The organism is Amycolatopsis sp. CFH S0740 (assembly GCF_004522315.1).
Taxonomy (GTDB): domain Bacteria; phylum Actinomycetota; class Actinomycetes; order Mycobacteriales; family Pseudonocardiaceae; genus Amycolatopsis; species Amycolatopsis nivea.
Genome location: NZ_SDLS01000018.1, coordinates 165,047 through 179,777, shown reverse-complemented (window position 1 = coordinate 179,777; position 14,731 = coordinate 165,047). Strand labels below are relative to the sequence as shown.

The 14,731-nt window shown below is 69.8% G+C and carries 10 protein-coding genes and 1 pseudogene; 5 read left to right on the top strand and 6 right to left on the bottom strand.

What is annotated here, in order from left to right; all coding sequences use genetic code 11:
• Positions 1-25: 25 nt before the first annotated feature.
• Positions 26-682: a TrkA family potassium uptake protein gene (locus tag EIZ45_RS28030; protein WP_009075577.1), complete on the bottom strand. Its 657-nt coding sequence runs from the start codon at positions 680-682 to the stop codon at positions 26-28.
• Positions 682-1,347: a TrkA family potassium uptake protein gene (locus EIZ45_RS28025; RefSeq protein ID WP_037819124.1), complete on the bottom strand. Its 666-nt coding sequence runs from the start codon at positions 1,345-1,347 to the stop codon at positions 682-684. Before EIZ45_RS28025 ends, EIZ45_RS28030 begins: the two co-directional genes overlap by 1 nt.
• A gap of 150 nt (positions 1,348-1,497) precedes the next feature.
• Between EIZ45_RS28025 and EIZ45_RS28020 the strand changes: the two genes are divergently transcribed.
• Both EIZ45_RS28020 and EIZ45_RS28015 read left to right on the top strand, forming a co-directional pair.
• Positions 1,498-3,546: an APC family permease gene (locus EIZ45_RS28020; RefSeq protein WP_134666449.1), complete on the top strand. Its 2,049-nt coding sequence runs from the start codon at positions 1,498-1,500 to the stop codon at positions 3,544-3,546.
• Positions 3,543-4,733, top strand: coding sequence for a class I SAM-dependent RNA methyltransferase (locus EIZ45_RS28015; RefSeq protein WP_134666447.1), 1,191 nt, complete (start codon positions 3,543-3,545; stop codon positions 4,731-4,733). Before EIZ45_RS28020 ends, EIZ45_RS28015 begins: the two co-directional genes overlap by 4 nt.
• 687 nt (positions 4,734-5,420) lie before the next feature.
• Here EIZ45_RS28015 and EIZ45_RS28005 read toward each other — a convergent pair.
• Genes EIZ45_RS28005 through EIZ45_RS27995 form a run of 3 tightly spaced genes read right to left on the bottom strand, consistent with a single transcriptional unit; the run spans position 5,421 to position 9,999 of the window.
• On the bottom strand, positions 5,421-6,974 hold the full coding sequence (locus EIZ45_RS28005; protein WP_043838358.1) for a GMC family oxidoreductase: 1,554 nt from the start codon (positions 6,972-6,974) through the stop codon (positions 5,421-5,423).
• Positions 6,971-8,497, bottom strand: coding sequence for an APC family permease (locus EIZ45_RS28000; protein WP_134666445.1), 1,527 nt, complete (start codon positions 8,495-8,497; stop codon positions 6,971-6,973). Before EIZ45_RS28000 ends, EIZ45_RS28005 begins: the two co-directional genes overlap by 4 nt.
• A 32-nt stretch (positions 8,498-8,529) precedes the next feature.
• The gene (locus EIZ45_RS27995) at positions 8,530-9,999 is read right to left on the bottom strand and encodes an aldehyde dehydrogenase family protein (RefSeq protein WP_134666443.1); all 1,470 of its coding nucleotides are present in this window, start codon (positions 9,997-9,999) and stop codon (positions 8,530-8,532) included.
• 209 nt (positions 10,000-10,208) lie between these two features.
• On the opposite strand from EIZ45_RS27995, the gene dxs reads away from it, so the two are divergent.
• Positions 10,209-12,125, top strand: coding sequence for a 1-deoxy-D-xylulose-5-phosphate synthase (gene dxs, locus EIZ45_RS27990; RefSeq protein ID WP_134666441.1), 1,917 nt, complete (start codon positions 10,209-10,211; stop codon positions 12,123-12,125).
• A 337-nt stretch (positions 12,126-12,462) separates the two neighbouring features.
• Here the strand turns inward: dxs and EIZ45_RS27985 are convergent, their stop codons facing one another.
• A complete protein-coding gene (locus EIZ45_RS27985) occupies positions 12,463-13,095 on the bottom strand; it encodes a hypothetical protein (protein WP_134666439.1) in 633 nt (210 codons plus the stop codon).
• A 166-nt stretch (positions 13,096-13,261) separates the two neighbouring features.
• On the opposite strand from EIZ45_RS27985, the gene EIZ45_RS27980 reads away from it, so the two are divergent.
• Complete coding sequence (locus tag EIZ45_RS27980; RefSeq protein WP_134666437.1) at positions 13,262-13,888, top strand: cupin domain-containing protein; 627 nt, start codon at positions 13,262-13,264, stop codon at positions 13,886-13,888.
• Positions 13,889-13,943: 55 nt separating this feature from the next.
• A pseudogene (locus EIZ45_RS27975) lies at positions 13,944-14,723 on the top strand (LysR family transcriptional regulator); the annotation flags it as partial.
• Positions 14,724-14,731: the final 8 nt, after the last annotated feature.

The following is a 14,731-nucleotide window of genomic DNA, read 5'->3' as shown; positions in this document are numbered from 1 at the left end:
TCGCGGGCCCGCCCTTTTTCGCGTCTCAGTAGCCCAGCGCCGTCCGGATCTCCGGCTCGACGTCCGAGGTCGCGACGAACAGCAGCTCGTCGCCCGCCTCGAGCGGGTCCTCCGGCTGCGGCACGATCACCCGGTCGCCGCGCAGGATGGTCACCAGCGCCGCGTCGCGCGGCAGCGCCAGTTCGCTCACCGGCTTGCCCGCGAGCGGCGTCTCCTCCGGCAGGGTGAGTTCCACCAGGTTCGCCTGCCCCTGCCGGAACGTCATGAGCCGCACCAGATCGCCGACGCTCACCGCCTCCTCGACCATCGCGGCGAGCATCCGCGGGGTCGACACGGCCACGTCGACGCCCCACGCGTCGGTGAACAGCCATTCGTTGGCCGGGTTGTTCACCCGCGCCACCACGCGCCGCACGGCGAACTCCGTCTTCGCCAGCAGCGACACCACGAGGTTCGCCTTGTCGTCGCCGCTCGCCGCGATCACGACGTCGCAGCGTTCGATGCCGGACTCCTCGAGGATCGACACCTCGCACGCGTCGCCGAGCACCCAGTCGGCCTGCGGAACGGATTCCGGCTCGAATTGGTCGGCGTCCCGCTCGATCAGCATCACCTGGTGGTTGCCGTCGATGAGCTCGGCGGCGATGGACTGCCCGACGGCGCCCGCGCCCGCGATCGCGACCCGCATCAGTTCTCCTCCTCGGGGGCGCGAGCGGCCAGGCTCGTCACGTCTCCGACGGTGCCCGAACGCGCCGCCACCCACACGTCGTCGTCGGCCTGCACGACGGTTTTCGCGTCCGGCAGCACCGGGGTGCCGAACCGCATCATGAACGCGACCCGCGCGCCGGTGGTCTCCTGAAGCTCGTGCACGCTGCGGCCGACCCAGCCCTCGTGCAGCGGCAGTTGCAGCAGCGCGACGTTGCCGGACGGATCGCGCCAGGCGGAGGCGACGCCGTCGGGCAGCAGGGTGCGCAGGAACCGGTCGGTCGTCCACGGCACGGTCGCGACGGTCGGGATGCCCAGCCGTTCGTAGACCGCGGCGCGCTTGTGGTCGTAGATGCGCGCGACCACGTGCTCGACGCCGAAGTTCTCGCGCGCGACCCGCGCGGAGATGATGTTGGAATTGTCGCCGCTCGAAACGGCCGCGAAAGCGCCCGCGCGCTCGATCCCGGCCTCGACGAGCACCCGGCGGTCGAAACCCGCCCCGACGACCTGCTGGCCGTGGAAGTCGCTGCCCAGCCTGCGGAACGCCTGCTGGTTCTTGTCGATGACGGCCACGTCGTGGCCGAGCCGCTCCAGCGCCGCGGCCAGAGACGCGCCGACGCGGCCGCATCCCATGATCACCACGTGCACGCTTAGCCTCCTCGCAGGGTGCGGATGACCCGTCGGTGGGTACCCTCGGACACCAGCGCCGAACCTACCTTGCGGCGACCCGGTTACCTCCACCGTCCTCCCCTCCACCGCCCTCAGCGGGGGAGCTTCGCTCCGCTGTACATTCTGCAGGTGTCGAAGTTCCCGACAGTGCTGAAGCGACTGGTCCTAGGGCGCCCGTTCCGCAGCGACCGTCTCGCCCACACGTTGTTGCCCAAGCGCATCGCGCTGCCCATTTTCGCCTCCGACGCGCTGTCCAGCGTGGCCTACGCGCCGGAGGAGATCTTCCTGACGCTCAGCGTCGCGGGCCTGTCCGCGTACGCCTTCGCGCCGTGGATCGGGGTCGCGGTCGCGCTGGTCATGCTCGTCGTCGTGGCGTCGTACCGGCAGAACGTCCACGCGTACCCGAGCGGCGGCGGCGACTACGAGGTCGCGACGACCAACCTCGGCGGGAAGTTCGGCCTGACGGTGGCGAGCGCGCTGCTGGTCGACTACGTGCTGACCGTCGCGGTGTCCACTTCGTCCGGCGTCGCGAACATCGGCTCGGCGATTCCGTGGGTGGCCAACCACAAAGTGCTCGCCTCGGTCGTGATCGTGGCCGTGCTGACCGCGCTGAATCTGCGCGGAGTGCGCGAATCCGGCAAAGCGTTCGCCATTCCGACTTACGGGTTCATCGCCGGCATCCTGCTGATGGTCGTCTGGGGACTCTTCCAGACCGTCACCGGCACCGAGATGCGCGCCGAGAGCGCGGGTTTCACGCTGCACGAGGAAGGCAACTGGGCGGGCATCGCCTTCGTCTTCCTGATCCTGCGGTCGTTCTCCTCCGGCGCGGCGGCGCTGACCGGGGTCGAGGCGATCAGCAACGGCGTGCCCGCGTTCCGCAAGCCGAAGTCGAAGAACGCGGCCACCACGCTGCTGCTGATGGGCGTGCTGGCGGTGACGATGCTCGTCGGCATCATCACGCTCGCGATCGTCACGAAGGTGAACTTCGCCGAGGACCCGGCGCGGCAGCTGGCCGGCGCGCCTCCCGGCTACGAGCAGAAGACGATCGTCGCGCAGATCGCGCACGCGGTGTTCGCCGACTTCCCGCCCGCGTTCTACTACATCTCGTTTTCCACCGGCATCATCCTGCTGCTGGCCGCGAACACCGCGTTCAACGGCTTCCCGGTGCTCGGCTCGATCCTCGCCCAGGACCGCTACCTGCCGCGGCAGCTGCACACCCGCGGCGACCGGCTGGCGTTCTCCAACGGCATCCTGTTCCTCTCGATTTTCGCGCTCGTGCTGATCATCGCGTTCGACGCGGAGGTCACCCGGCTGATCCAGCTGTACATCGTGGGCGTGTTCGTGTCGTTCACGGTCAGCCAGGCGGGCATGATCCGGCACTGGAACCGGTTGCTGGCCAAGGAAACCGACGCGGCGGCGCGGCGGCGGATGCGCCGTTCGCAGACGGTGAACGCGATCGGCCTCACCATGACCGGCACCGTGCTGGTGATCGTGCTGATCACCAAGTTCCTGCTCGGCGCGTGGATCGCGATCGCCGCGATGGTGGCGATTTTCGCGTTGATGACCGCGATCCGGAAGCACTACGACCGGGTGTCCGAGGAGCTCAAGGACATGGGCGACGCGCCGACCGTGCTGCCCTCGCGCAACCACGCGATCGTCCTGGTGTCCAAACTGCACCGGCCGACGCTGCGCGCGCTGGCGTACGCGAAGGCGATGCGCCCGGACGTGCTCGAGGCGGTGACGGTCAATGTGGACGACGCCGACACCCGCGCGCTCACCCACGAGTGGGAAGCGCACAAGTTCAAGGTACCGTTGAAGGTCGTCGAATCCCCGTACCGGGAAATCACGAAGCCGGTGCTGGATTACGTGAAGCGGGTCCGCGGCGCCAATCCGCGCGACGTTGTGACGGTGTTCATTCCGGAGTACGTCGTGGGGCACTGGTGGGAGCAGGTGCTGCACAACCAGAGTGCGTTGCGGCTCAAGGGAAGGCTGCTGTTCCAGCCCGGCGTGGTCGTGGCGAGCGTGCCGTGGCAGCTGGAGTCGTCGCAGAAGGCGGTGGCGCGGCTGCGCAAGGCCCGTCCGTCCGCCGGTGACGTCCGGCGCGGCTTCACGCCGACGACGCCGCGTCCCCCGGACGCCCCGAAGCCAGCCCCTGCGACAAAGGAATCATCAGAATGACCGAGAGCTGGCTAGGCCGGATCCTGGAACTGGAAGTCGGCCCAGTCGCGCACGGCGGGCACTGTGTGTCGCGTGTGGACGGACGAGTGCTGTTCGTGCGGCACGCGCTGCCCGGCGAACGCGTCCGGGCCGAAGTGACCGAGGACAAGGGCGGCTCGTTCTGCCGCGCCGACGCGATCGAGGTGCTGAGCGGGTCCGAGCACCGGGTGGCGCCGCCGTGCCCGCTCGCCGCTCCCGGCGGGTGCGGAGGCTGCGACTGGCAGCACGCCGAACCGGCCTACCAGCGGGAACTGAAGGCCGCGGTGGTGGCCGAACAGCTGCAACGGCTCGCCGGGATCACCCGCGACGTGGTCGTGGAACCGCTCGAAGGCGGCCCGCTCGGCTGGCGCAGCCGGGTCCGCCTCGTCGCCGGACGCGACGGCCAGGCCGGGTTGCGCGCGCACCACAGCCACCGCGTCATCCCGATCGACGACTGCCCGATCGCGGTGCCGGGCTCGCTCGACACCGCGCTGAGCAAGCGCTGGCGGCCGGGCACCGAACTGGAAGTCACCAGCGACGCAGAGAACCACCTCCACCTGCGCGAACTCGCCACCGTGCGCGGGCGGACGCAAGGCAAGCAGCTCTCCGGCGGCATGGCGATCCAGCACGCGGCCGGCCGCGACTGGCGGCTCGACGCGCACGGCTTCTGGCAGGTCCACCCGCAGGCGGCGGACACACTCGCGGAACTCGTGCGGGAGTGGGCGGCCGCGCCACGCGGCGGGGTCGCCTGGGACCTGTACGCCGGGGTCGGCCTGTTCGCCTCGGTGCTAGCCGACCAGGTCGGCCCGGACGGCCAGGTGCTGGCCATCGAATCCGGCCGGCGCGCGGTCTCCGACGGCGAGCGCAACCTCGCCGACCTGCCGCAGGTGAGCTGGCGTTCCGGACGCGTGGAACACCTCATCGGAGACGCCCCGACGCCGGTCGACGTCGTGGTCCTCGACCCGCCGCGCAAGGGCGCCGGCCGAGCGGTCGTCAACGCGATCGCCGAGGGCGAACCGGACCGGATCGTCTACGTGGCGTGCGACCCGGCGGCTCTCGCGCGGGATGTGCAGTTCTTCTCGGAGCACGGGTATTCGCTGACGGATCTGCGGGCCTTTGACGCTTTCCCGATGACGCATCACGTGGAGTGCGTCGCGCTGCTGCAGTGACTTTTGTTGCGCCTGTTGGACATCTCCCGCCGCGGCGAGTCCCGTCGCGGCGGCCGGTCCGCGCCGGGCAGCGTGATTACGAGGTCGCGCAGGCCAGCGGCTCGCCTCGGCGTCGGCGGAGGGTCAGGATCGCCAGCGCGAACGCTCCGATGCAGGCCAGCCGGAGGCTGAGGTCGAGGTCGGGTTCTGCGGTGCCCGGCGGCAGATAGTGCGCGGTTGATAGAGCAAGCCCGACACCGCCGACCGCGGCGATCGTCCCGGCCTACGCGAGCGCCTGATTTCCTGCCATGCAAGGAAGTCCACGTTGCTGGGCCGTGGTTTTCGCCCAGCCTGGTCTCCCCTCGCGAGGCCAGATGCGGACCTGGCCTGACTCGGCGTTCGGCAGCTTTCTGCCTTCGATTTCGCTGCAGTGCAACGGAATCCGCGGTTCGTGCGGCACCGGGCGAAGGTGACTGTTGGTAACGATTCGGTTACCCGAGAACCTCGGCGCTCTCGCTGGCGACTGACCTGATGTGCATCGGAAAGGTGCGCTCCGGCAGCCGCCGGAAGACGAGGCGAGGAGTGGACATGATTCTGCGCGCGATGGTGGCAGCGGCACGTGCTCTGGTGACTGGCCGTCGGACCAGTCCGGCAAACCGGGGCGAGCGGGTGGTGGGGCCCGATCGGACACCACCACCCGCCGAGAGGTCAGCCTCGGTCTTCCTTCAGCATGTCCGCGCACTTCTCGCCGATCGCCATCGTCGTGATGCACGGGTTCACTGTCACGAGGAACGGCATCACCGAAGCGTCGGCTACCCGCAGGCCCTCGACGCCGCGGACGCGCAGTCGCTCGTCCAGCACCGCCTCGGGGTCGCCGTCCGCGCCCATCCGGGCCGTGCACGCCGGGTGGTACACGGTGTTGTGCGTTTTGCGCAGGTAGTCGGCGATCTCGTCGTCGGTCGTGCAGTCGCGGCCCGGCGCGAGTTCCACGCCCGCCCATTCGTCGAGGGCGGGCTGGGCGGCGATCTCGCGGGCGAGTTTCACGCCGTAGGTCATCACGCGCATGTCGTACTCGTCGGTGAAGTACCGCGGGTCGACGCGGGGCTTGTCGCGGAAGTCGCGCGTGCGCAGCCGCACCGTGCCCCGCGATCGGCTGCGCGTCACGTTCGGCGTGAGGCAGAAGCCGTTCTCCGTCGTCGGGTAGCCGTGCCGGACGGTGTTCATGTCGAAGGGCACCGAACCGTAGTGGAACATCAGGTCCGGGCGGTCCAGGCCCTCCTCGGTCATGGTGAAGATGCCGATTTCCCACCACTGCGTGGATTCGGTGACCATCGGCTGCAGCGCGTCCCACATCACCAGGCCCTCGGGGTGGTCCTCGAGGTTCGAGCCGACGCCCGGCGAGTCCACGAGCACCTCCACGCCGACCTCGCGCAGGTGCTCGGCGGGCCCGATGCCGGACAGCATCAGCAGTTTCGGCGTGTCGATCGCGCCGGAGCTGACCACGACCTCGCGGCGCGCGGTGATCGTGCTGTGGTGGATGAGGTCCGCGTCCAGCACCTCGACACCGGTGCAGCGGCGGCCGTCGAACAGCAGCCGTTTCGCTCGGGCGCCGGTGCGGATTTCCAGGTTCGGCCGCTTGCCCATGATCGGGTGCAGATAGGACACCGACGCCGAAGACCGGGTGCCGTCCTCGCGGGCGTTGATCTGGAACCAGTTCGCGCCGTGGGTGACGGTCTTGCCGGAGTTGAACTCCGTCGTCGGGATGCCCGCCTGGGCGCACGCCGACAGCAGGGCCGCGCCCGCCGGGTCGTTCGGCGGGACCGACCGGATGGTGACCGGGCCGGAGCGGCCGTGGTGGTCGCCGGGGCCGTCGTTGGTCTCGAGCCGCTGGTACAGCGGGAAAACGTCGGCGGCCGACCAGCCGGGCAGGCCCATCGAGGACCATTCGTCGAGGTCTTCGGCCGGAGCCCAGAAGGCGATGCACGAGTTGTGCGACGAGCAGCCGCCGAGCACCTTCGCGCGGGCCTGGCGCAGGTAGGAGTTGCCCGCCTCCTGCGGTTCCACCAGGTAGTCCCAGTCGTACCCGGATTCCAGCAGGCCCATCCAGCGGGTCAGCTCCAGCACCTCCGGCACGTCCGTGTCGGACGGTCCGGCCTCGAGGAGGCAGACGGTCACGTCCGGATCCTCGGACAGCCGGGCGGCCACCACCGATCCGGCCGTTCCGCCGCCGACCACCACGTAGTCGAACTCGCTTGCGCTCACCGGGAAACCTCCTCATCGGGCGCCGGGGCGGCGGCGTGGTCCGCCAGCACCCCGACCTTGTGCCGTTGCACGAACCAGTAGTAGGCGAAGCCGCCGGCCGCGAAGACGCCGACGAACAGCACCGAAATCCACTTCAGATACCAGTGGAAGGGCGGGGAAGCGTTGTAGATCTCGTTGCGGGGCCAGGCCAGGTTGACCGTCATCGCGCCGCCCCACAGCACCGCGAGCACGTTCACCGGGAGACCCCAGCGGCCGAGGGAGAACCGGCCGGCCGGGGCGCCCTCGCGCGGCCACCGCCCGCGCAGCCTGCGGATCAGCATCGGCACAGTCACGAGGAGGTAGGACAGGTAGATCAGGATGATCGCGAGGCTGGTCACGGCCGAGAAGATCTGCGTGGAGTTGATGTTCAGCACCAGCAGCGCGACCGCGAGCACGCCGATCACGATCGCGGGCAGCACCGGCGTGCCGGTCTTCTTGTTGACCCGCGCCAGTTTCCGGCCGCCGGGCAGCGCGTTGTCCCGTGCCATCGCGAACGCGATCCGGATCGCCGCGGTGTGCACCGCCAGCACGCACACAGTGATCGCGATGAACACGACGAACAGGAACACGCGTCCGATCGCCGGGCCGAGCGCGTCGGTGAGCACGTACTGCAGGCCGACCGTGCCGAGTTCCGGAGCGTTGATGTTGCCGACCGCCATGAGCGCGAACAGGATGATCAGCCCGCCCAGCACGAAGGAGGCGACCAGCGCGCGCAGGATCGCCTTCGGCGCGTTGCGGTGCGGGTTCAGCGATTCCTCGCCGAGCGAGGCGGCGGTGTCGAAGCCGTACATCACATACGAGGAGGCGATGCCGGCGATCAGGAACGCGCCGAGGTAGCCCGACGAATGCCCGGCCTCGGTGCCGTTCGTCTGGATCACCACCGACGGGCCGCGCACGAAATGGAAGGCGAGGAACACCACCAGCAGCACCGCGAACAGCAGCTCGACGAACACGCCCGCGCTGTTGATCCGGGCCATCAGCTTCACGCCGAACGCGTTCACCAGCGTGGTGAACACGATCAGCACGGTGGCCAGCAGCACGCCGTTGGCCGCGTCGCTGGTGCCCGTGCCGTCGCCGATGAACTGGAAGAACGACGTGATCTGCGGGAGCGTCCGCTGGTAGGCGAGCGCGGTCGCGGAGATCGAGACGATCGAGGCCAGCAGCATCATCCAGCCGGCCATCCACGCGATGTGCGGGTTGCTGAGCTTCTTCGCCCAGTTGTAGACCGACCCGGCGACCGGGTACTGCGCGGCCAGTTCGGCGAAGCAGAGAGCCACCATCAGCTGCCCGACGAACACCGCGGGCCAGGACCACCAGTAGGCCGGTCCGCCCTCGGACAGGCCGAGGTAGGACAGCTGGAACACCCCGGTCAGCACCGAGATGTAGCTGATGCCGGCAGCGAAGGTGTGGAAACTGCCGAGCGTTCTCTTGAGCTGGTTGGTGTAGCCGAATTCGCCGAGTTCGCGGTCGCCGGTGTCGCTCAAGGGCACGGTCCTTTCGGTGGGGGAGGGGGGGATCAGCCGGAGAACCAGTGCTGGGGGCCGGGCTTCAGGTTCTGGTGGATGTGCTTGACCTCGGTGTATTCGGCCAGGCCGGTCGGGCCGAGCTCGCGGCCGAAGCCGGACTGCTTGTAGCCGCCCCATTCGGCCTGCGGCAGGTACGGGTGGTAGTCGTTGATCCACACCGTGCCGTGGCGGAGCCGGTTCGCCACGCGCTGGGCGCGTGCCGCGTCCTGGGTGAACACGCCGCCGGCCAGGCCGTAGTGGGTGTCGTTGGCGATGCGGACCGCGTCGTCCTCGTCGGTGAACGTCTCCACGGTCAGCACCGGGCCGAAGGACTCCTCGACCACTGCGGTGCTGCCTTGCTGGACGTTGTCGAGGATCGTCGGCAGGTAGTAGAAGCCGTCCTGCAGCGCCGGGTCGTCCGGACGCTTGCCGCCGGTGCGCAGGACAGCGCCCTCCTCGATGGCGGTGGCGACGTAGCGCTCCACCTTCTCGCGGTGCGCGGCGGAGATGAGCGGCCCGGTCTCGGCGTTCTCGTCGAACGGCCCGCCGAGGCGGATCCGCTCCGCGCGGCGCACCAGTTCGTCCACGAACTTGTCGTGCCATTCCTGCTGGATGATCAGCCGCGCACCGGCCGAGCAGACTTGCCCGGAGTGCAAGAACACCGCGGTCAGCGCGTAGTCGACGGCGGTCTCGAAGTCCGCGTCGGCGAACACGACGTTCGGGTTCTTGCCGCCGAGTTCGAGCGCGACCTTCTTCACCGTCGCCGCCGCGTTCGCCGCGATCACCCGTCCGGTGGCCAGGCCGCCGGTGAACGACACGAGGTCGACGTCCGGGTGCTCCGACAGCGGCGCACCGGCCGACGGACCCGCGCCGAGCACGAGGTTCGCGACCCCGCCGGGCAGCCCCGCCTCGGCGAGCAGCCGCATGAACAGGATCGAGGTGTGCGGCGTCAGCTCGCTCGGCTTGAGCACGAACGTGTTGCCCGCGGCCAGGGCCGGGGCGATCTTCCACACCGTCTGCAGCAGCGGGTAGTTCCACGGGGTGATGAGGCCGCAGACGCCGACCGGTTCGTGCACGATCCGGCTGAACGAGTCCGCGCTGCCGGTGTCCACGACCCGGCCCGCGTCATTGCCCGCGAGCTTGCCGAAATAGCGCAGGCAAGCCGCGATGTCGCTCATGTCGTAGCGGCTCTCCACCAGGCGTTTGCCGGTGTCGAGCGATTCGGCGCGGGCGAATTCCTCGGCGTCGCGGTCGAGCAGGTCGGCCGCGCGCAGCAGCAGGTTGCCGCGCTCGCCCGCCGGGGTCGACGGCCAGGGTCCGGTGTCGAACGCCCGGCGAGCCGCGGCGATGGCGGCCTCCGTGTCCTCCGCGGTCGCTTCGGCGACCTCGGCGACCAGGCTGCCGTCCGCGGGGCACCGGATCTCGCGCCGCCCTCCCGCACGCGCGTCCACCCATTCGCCGCCGATGTACAAGTCCGCCATGGGGTCCTCTCGAGCTCGGGGGTCCGTCCGGGATTATCACGGCCACGCGGGGTGACCGCGACTTGACTGACCGGCCTCGTGATCTTCCCCGCTCGTGGAGTTGCGTTTCCGCCGGAGCTGTGATCCGGGACGCGGGCGGCCGGACCGAGGTGGCGGCCGTCCGTAGACTGGCCGGAACCGGCGGAGGAAGAGACGGACGGGGTGGAGCGGTGACCATGCTGGACTCGGTGCACGGACCGGCGGACCTGAAGCGCATGAGCGTCGAGGACCTCGGGGAGCTGGCGGCCGAGATCAGGGACTTCCTCGTGGACAAGGTCCGCCGCAGCGGCGGGCACCTCGGTCCCAACCTGGGCGTCGTCGAGCTGACGCTGGCGCTGCACCGCGTGTTCGACTCGCCGCGCGACGCGATCGTGTGGGACGTCGGGCACCAGGCGTACGTGCACAAAATCGTCACCGGGCGGCACGGCGACTTCGACAAGCTGCGTCAGCAGGGCGGACCCACCGGGTACCCGTGCCGCGGCGAAAGCGAGCACGACCTGGTGGAGAACAGCCACGCGTCCGCCGCGCTGTCCTATGTGGACGGCATGGCGAAGGCGTTCGAGCTGTCCGGCGGCCCGCGCAGGCACGCGATCGCGGTGGTCGGCGACGGCGCGCTCACCGGCGGCATGTGCTGGGAGGCGCTCAACAACATCGCCGGGCGCAAGGACCGCCCGGTCGTGATCGTGGTCAACGACAACGGCCGGTCGTACTCGCCGACCATCGGCGGGATGGCCGACCACCTGGCGTCGCTGCGGCTGCAGCCGGGCTACGAGCGGCTGCTGGACGGCGGGCGCGAGCTGCTGCGCAGCACCCCGGTGGTGGGCAAGCCGATCTACGCGGCGTTGCACGCGGCTAAGGCGGGCATTAAGGATGCGTTGAGCCCGCAGGTGATGTTCTCCGACCTCGGCCTGAAGTACCTCGGCCCGGTCGACGGCCACGACCTGGTCGCGCTGGAGAAGGCGTTCCAGAGCGCGCGGGCGTTCGGCGGTTCGGTGATCGTGCACGTGGTCACCGAGAAGGGCCACGGCTACGCGCCCGCGGTGAACCACCAGGCCGACCAGATGCACCAGACCGACCCGATCGACCCGGAGACCGGCCTGCCGCCGGTGAAGGGCCCGAGCTGGACCGGCGTGTTCGGCGACGAGCTGGCGAAGATCGGCGAGGAGCGCGAGGACGTCGTGGCGATCACCGCCGCGATGCTGCGCTCGACCGGGCTGGAGAAGTTCTCCGAGCGCTTCCCGGACCGCTGGTTCGACGTCGGCATCGCCGAACAGCACGCGGTGACGTCCGCGGCGGGCCTCGCGATGGGCGGCTGCCACCCGGTCGTCGCGCTGTACTCGACGTTCCTGAACCGGGCGTTCGACCAGGTCCTGATGGACGTCGCGCTGCACCGCCAGCCGGTGACGTTCGTGCTGGACCGCGCGGGCATCACTGGACCGGACGGCCCGAGCCACCACGGCATGTGGGACCTGTCGCTGCTGGGCATGGTGCCGGGCATGCGGGTGGCCGCGCCGCGCGACCCGGGAACGCTGCGCGAGGAACTGCGCGAAGCGGTCGCGGTCCAGGACGGCCCGACCGCGCTGCGGTTCTCGAAGGGCAGCGTCGGCCCGGACGTGCCCGCGGTGGAACGCATCGGCACGGTCGACCTGCTGCGCCGCCCCTCGGGTTCGACGGATGTGCTGCTGGTCGCGGTGGGTCCGTTCGCGCAGCTGGCCCTGTCGGCCGCGGACCGGTTGGCGGACCAGGGCATCGGCGTGACGGTCGCCGACCCGCGCTGGGTGGTCCCGGTGCCCGCGGAGCTGGTCGCGCTGGCTGATCAGCACAAACTCGTGGTGACAGTCGAGGACAGCGGCCGTCATGGCGGCTTCGGCTCGGCCTTGGCGGCAGTGCTGCGCGACGCCGAGTGCGACGTCCCGCTGCGCGACCTCGCGGTGCCGCAGGCGTTCCACGACCACGGAACCCGCGCGGAGGTGCTGGACCGGATCGGCCTGACCGCCCAGGACGTGGCGCGGCGGATCACGGAGTGGGCGTCGGGTCGGCTGGGCGCCGATGTGGAGGAGACGGCGGGGGAGAAGCCGCGCGCCTGAGCGGAGTGAGCCTCGGGTCGGCTGGGTACTGGCTTGGCGGGAGCGCGGAGGTAGGGCGCGCTTGAACAAAGCAGGCTTCGAGTCGGCACTGGCTCGGAGGGAACCGCGGGAGACAAGCGCGCCTGAACGGAGTGGGGCTGGGGTCGGCACTCGGTGCCGACTTGCCGGGAGCGGCGGGGAGAAGCTGCGCGTCTGAGCCGAGTGGGCTCCGGGGTCGGCTGGCTGACATGGCGGGAACGCGAGGGATCAGCCGCGAGCCCGAGCGCTTTGGGGCAGGAGCGAAAGAAGCCTCGCGCTTGAACGGCGGGGGCCCGGAGCAGGAAACCCGCCGTGCTCATCACTCAGCAGCAGCGGTAGGGACCTCGGCAGCGAAGGTCTGGTCGATGTCCGGGATCCAGTAGCAAATCTCGAGCGTCTTGATCCGAGACATGTGCCAGACCTTCCGGCTGCTGCCCAGTGCCCCGGCCGCGCCGAGCAGTGAAAGCGCGGCGGCTCCGGCGGCGACCACCCGGTGCGGCCCCGTCGCGGTCTGGACGAGCGCGACCACCGCGGCCAGCGCGAACGCGAAGGCGATGTTGCGCAACATTACCGACTGCGCGCGCATTCGGACGATTTCTCCCGCCGCGTCCTTGTCGTGCAGTTCAGCCGCAGCGACGAGCAGCGCCGGGTTGGACTGGACGTAAGCGCGGTCGCGCGCCTGCGGAACCTGGGCGACGAACTCCTGCCGCGCGGCGTCCGCGTCCCGGCGGGGGCGGAGTCGCTCCAGTTGTGCGGCCAGGGGGTGGAAGAGGTGTCCGAGCAAGTAACTGGCTACGACGGCACCGGCGACCAGCAGTGCGCCCGGTGCGGACGTCAGTGCGGCGACGTGCAGCACGCCCAGCCGGTCGAGTACGTAGACCAGCAGCGACAACTGGACCGCTCCGGGCACGGCGAAGCTGAACAAGTCGAAGATGCCGACTGCGAACGTCACGAATCGCCTCCAGGACCGGGGTTTCCGGGATCCTCCCACAACTGTCCCGCGCGGGTACCGCGTTTGGTCATCGCTGCGCGCGATAGCTGTGATCCGCGCTGGGCCCTTTCCGTTTTCCGCGTTCCCGGAAGAATCAGGGGAGCAGGTTATGGGAAAGGTGGATAGAATGTCGGAAATTAGCAGGCGTGGCGCGCTCGGGGCAGGTGCCGGAATCGCCGCGGCGACCGCGCTCGGGGCGAGTGGGACCGCGCGGGCGAGCACGGAGAAACCAGCGAAACCGACGTACGTTTTCCCGCTCGCCAAATCCGCGCCTGCCGTCCACGACGGCGGGACACTGCGCGGGGCTCACGAGAAGAACTTCCCGGTATTGGCAGGTCAGCAGGGTTCGGTGTATCTGGTGCATCTCGACCCCGGCGGCGTCCGCGAGCCGCATTGGCATCCGTCCGCGTGGGAGTTGAACTACATCATTTCTGGCAAGGCGGACTGGAGCATTCTCGGAACGCACGAGGATGGCAGTTACCACAATGCGGTTTTCAGTGCGGGAGCCGGGGAACTCGTCTTCGCGCCGCAGGGATTCTTTCACTACTTCGCGAATTCCAGCAACACCGAGGGGCTGGATGTGCTCGTCATGTTCAACACCAGCACCGGCGAGCCGAACGACGACATCGGCATCGTCGGGACGCTGAACTCGCTGCCGCGGGAGATCCTCGCCGCCTCGTTCGGGGTTCCGGTGTCCGCGTTCGCCGCGGTGCCGAAGGATCTCAAGCCGGTGGTGATCACCCGCCGCCGGTAGTGGCAGTGGACACACCTGGTGCACGGTCGCACACCGAGAGTGGTACTCCGGAGTAGTGATCGATCCGGTGCTGCTGCGCACTTTTCTCGCGGTTGCCGAGGCGGGCGGGTTCTCCGAAGCCGCCCGCAGGCTGGATCTCGGGCAGTCGACGGTGAGCCAGCACGTCCGCCGCCTCGAAACGGCGCTCAGTTGCGTGCTGTTCGAGCGCGACACGCACAGCGTGCGCCTCACCGGCGACGGCGAGACGATGACCGGCTTCGCCCGCGGCATCCTCGACCAGCAGGACCGCGCACTCCGCTATTTCTCCCGGCCGGGCCCGCGCGGACGGGTCCGGTTCGGGGTGTGCGAGGACTTCCTGCTCGGCCACGCCGCGGACGTCCTCGGCCGGTTCCGCGGCGCGCATCCGGGGATCGACCTCGAACTGTCGGTCGAGTTGAGCGACGTGCTGCATTCCCGGCTCGCCGACGGAGACCTCGACCTGGTGCTCGCCAAACGCGATTCCGGACAGGGCGTGCGACGCGACCCGCTCGTGTGGGTGGGCGCGCCCGGGCTGGAGTTGATCCCGGGCGAGCCGGTGCCGCTGGTCCTCTACCCGGAGCCGAGCGTCACCCGCGCCCGCGCGCTGACCGCGTTGCGCCGCAACGGTGTCCAGTGGCGGATCGGCTGCGTCAGCGAACGGCTGAACGGCCTGCGGGTCGCGCTCGAAGCCGGACTCGGCGTGGGCCTGTTCGCGGAATCCGTGGTCCCGGACGGACTGGTCCCGATCGCGGGCCTGCCCGATCCGGGATCGGTGACGTTCGTGCTGAGCCACCGAGGAACGGCGCGGGGTTCGGCGGCGGCGCT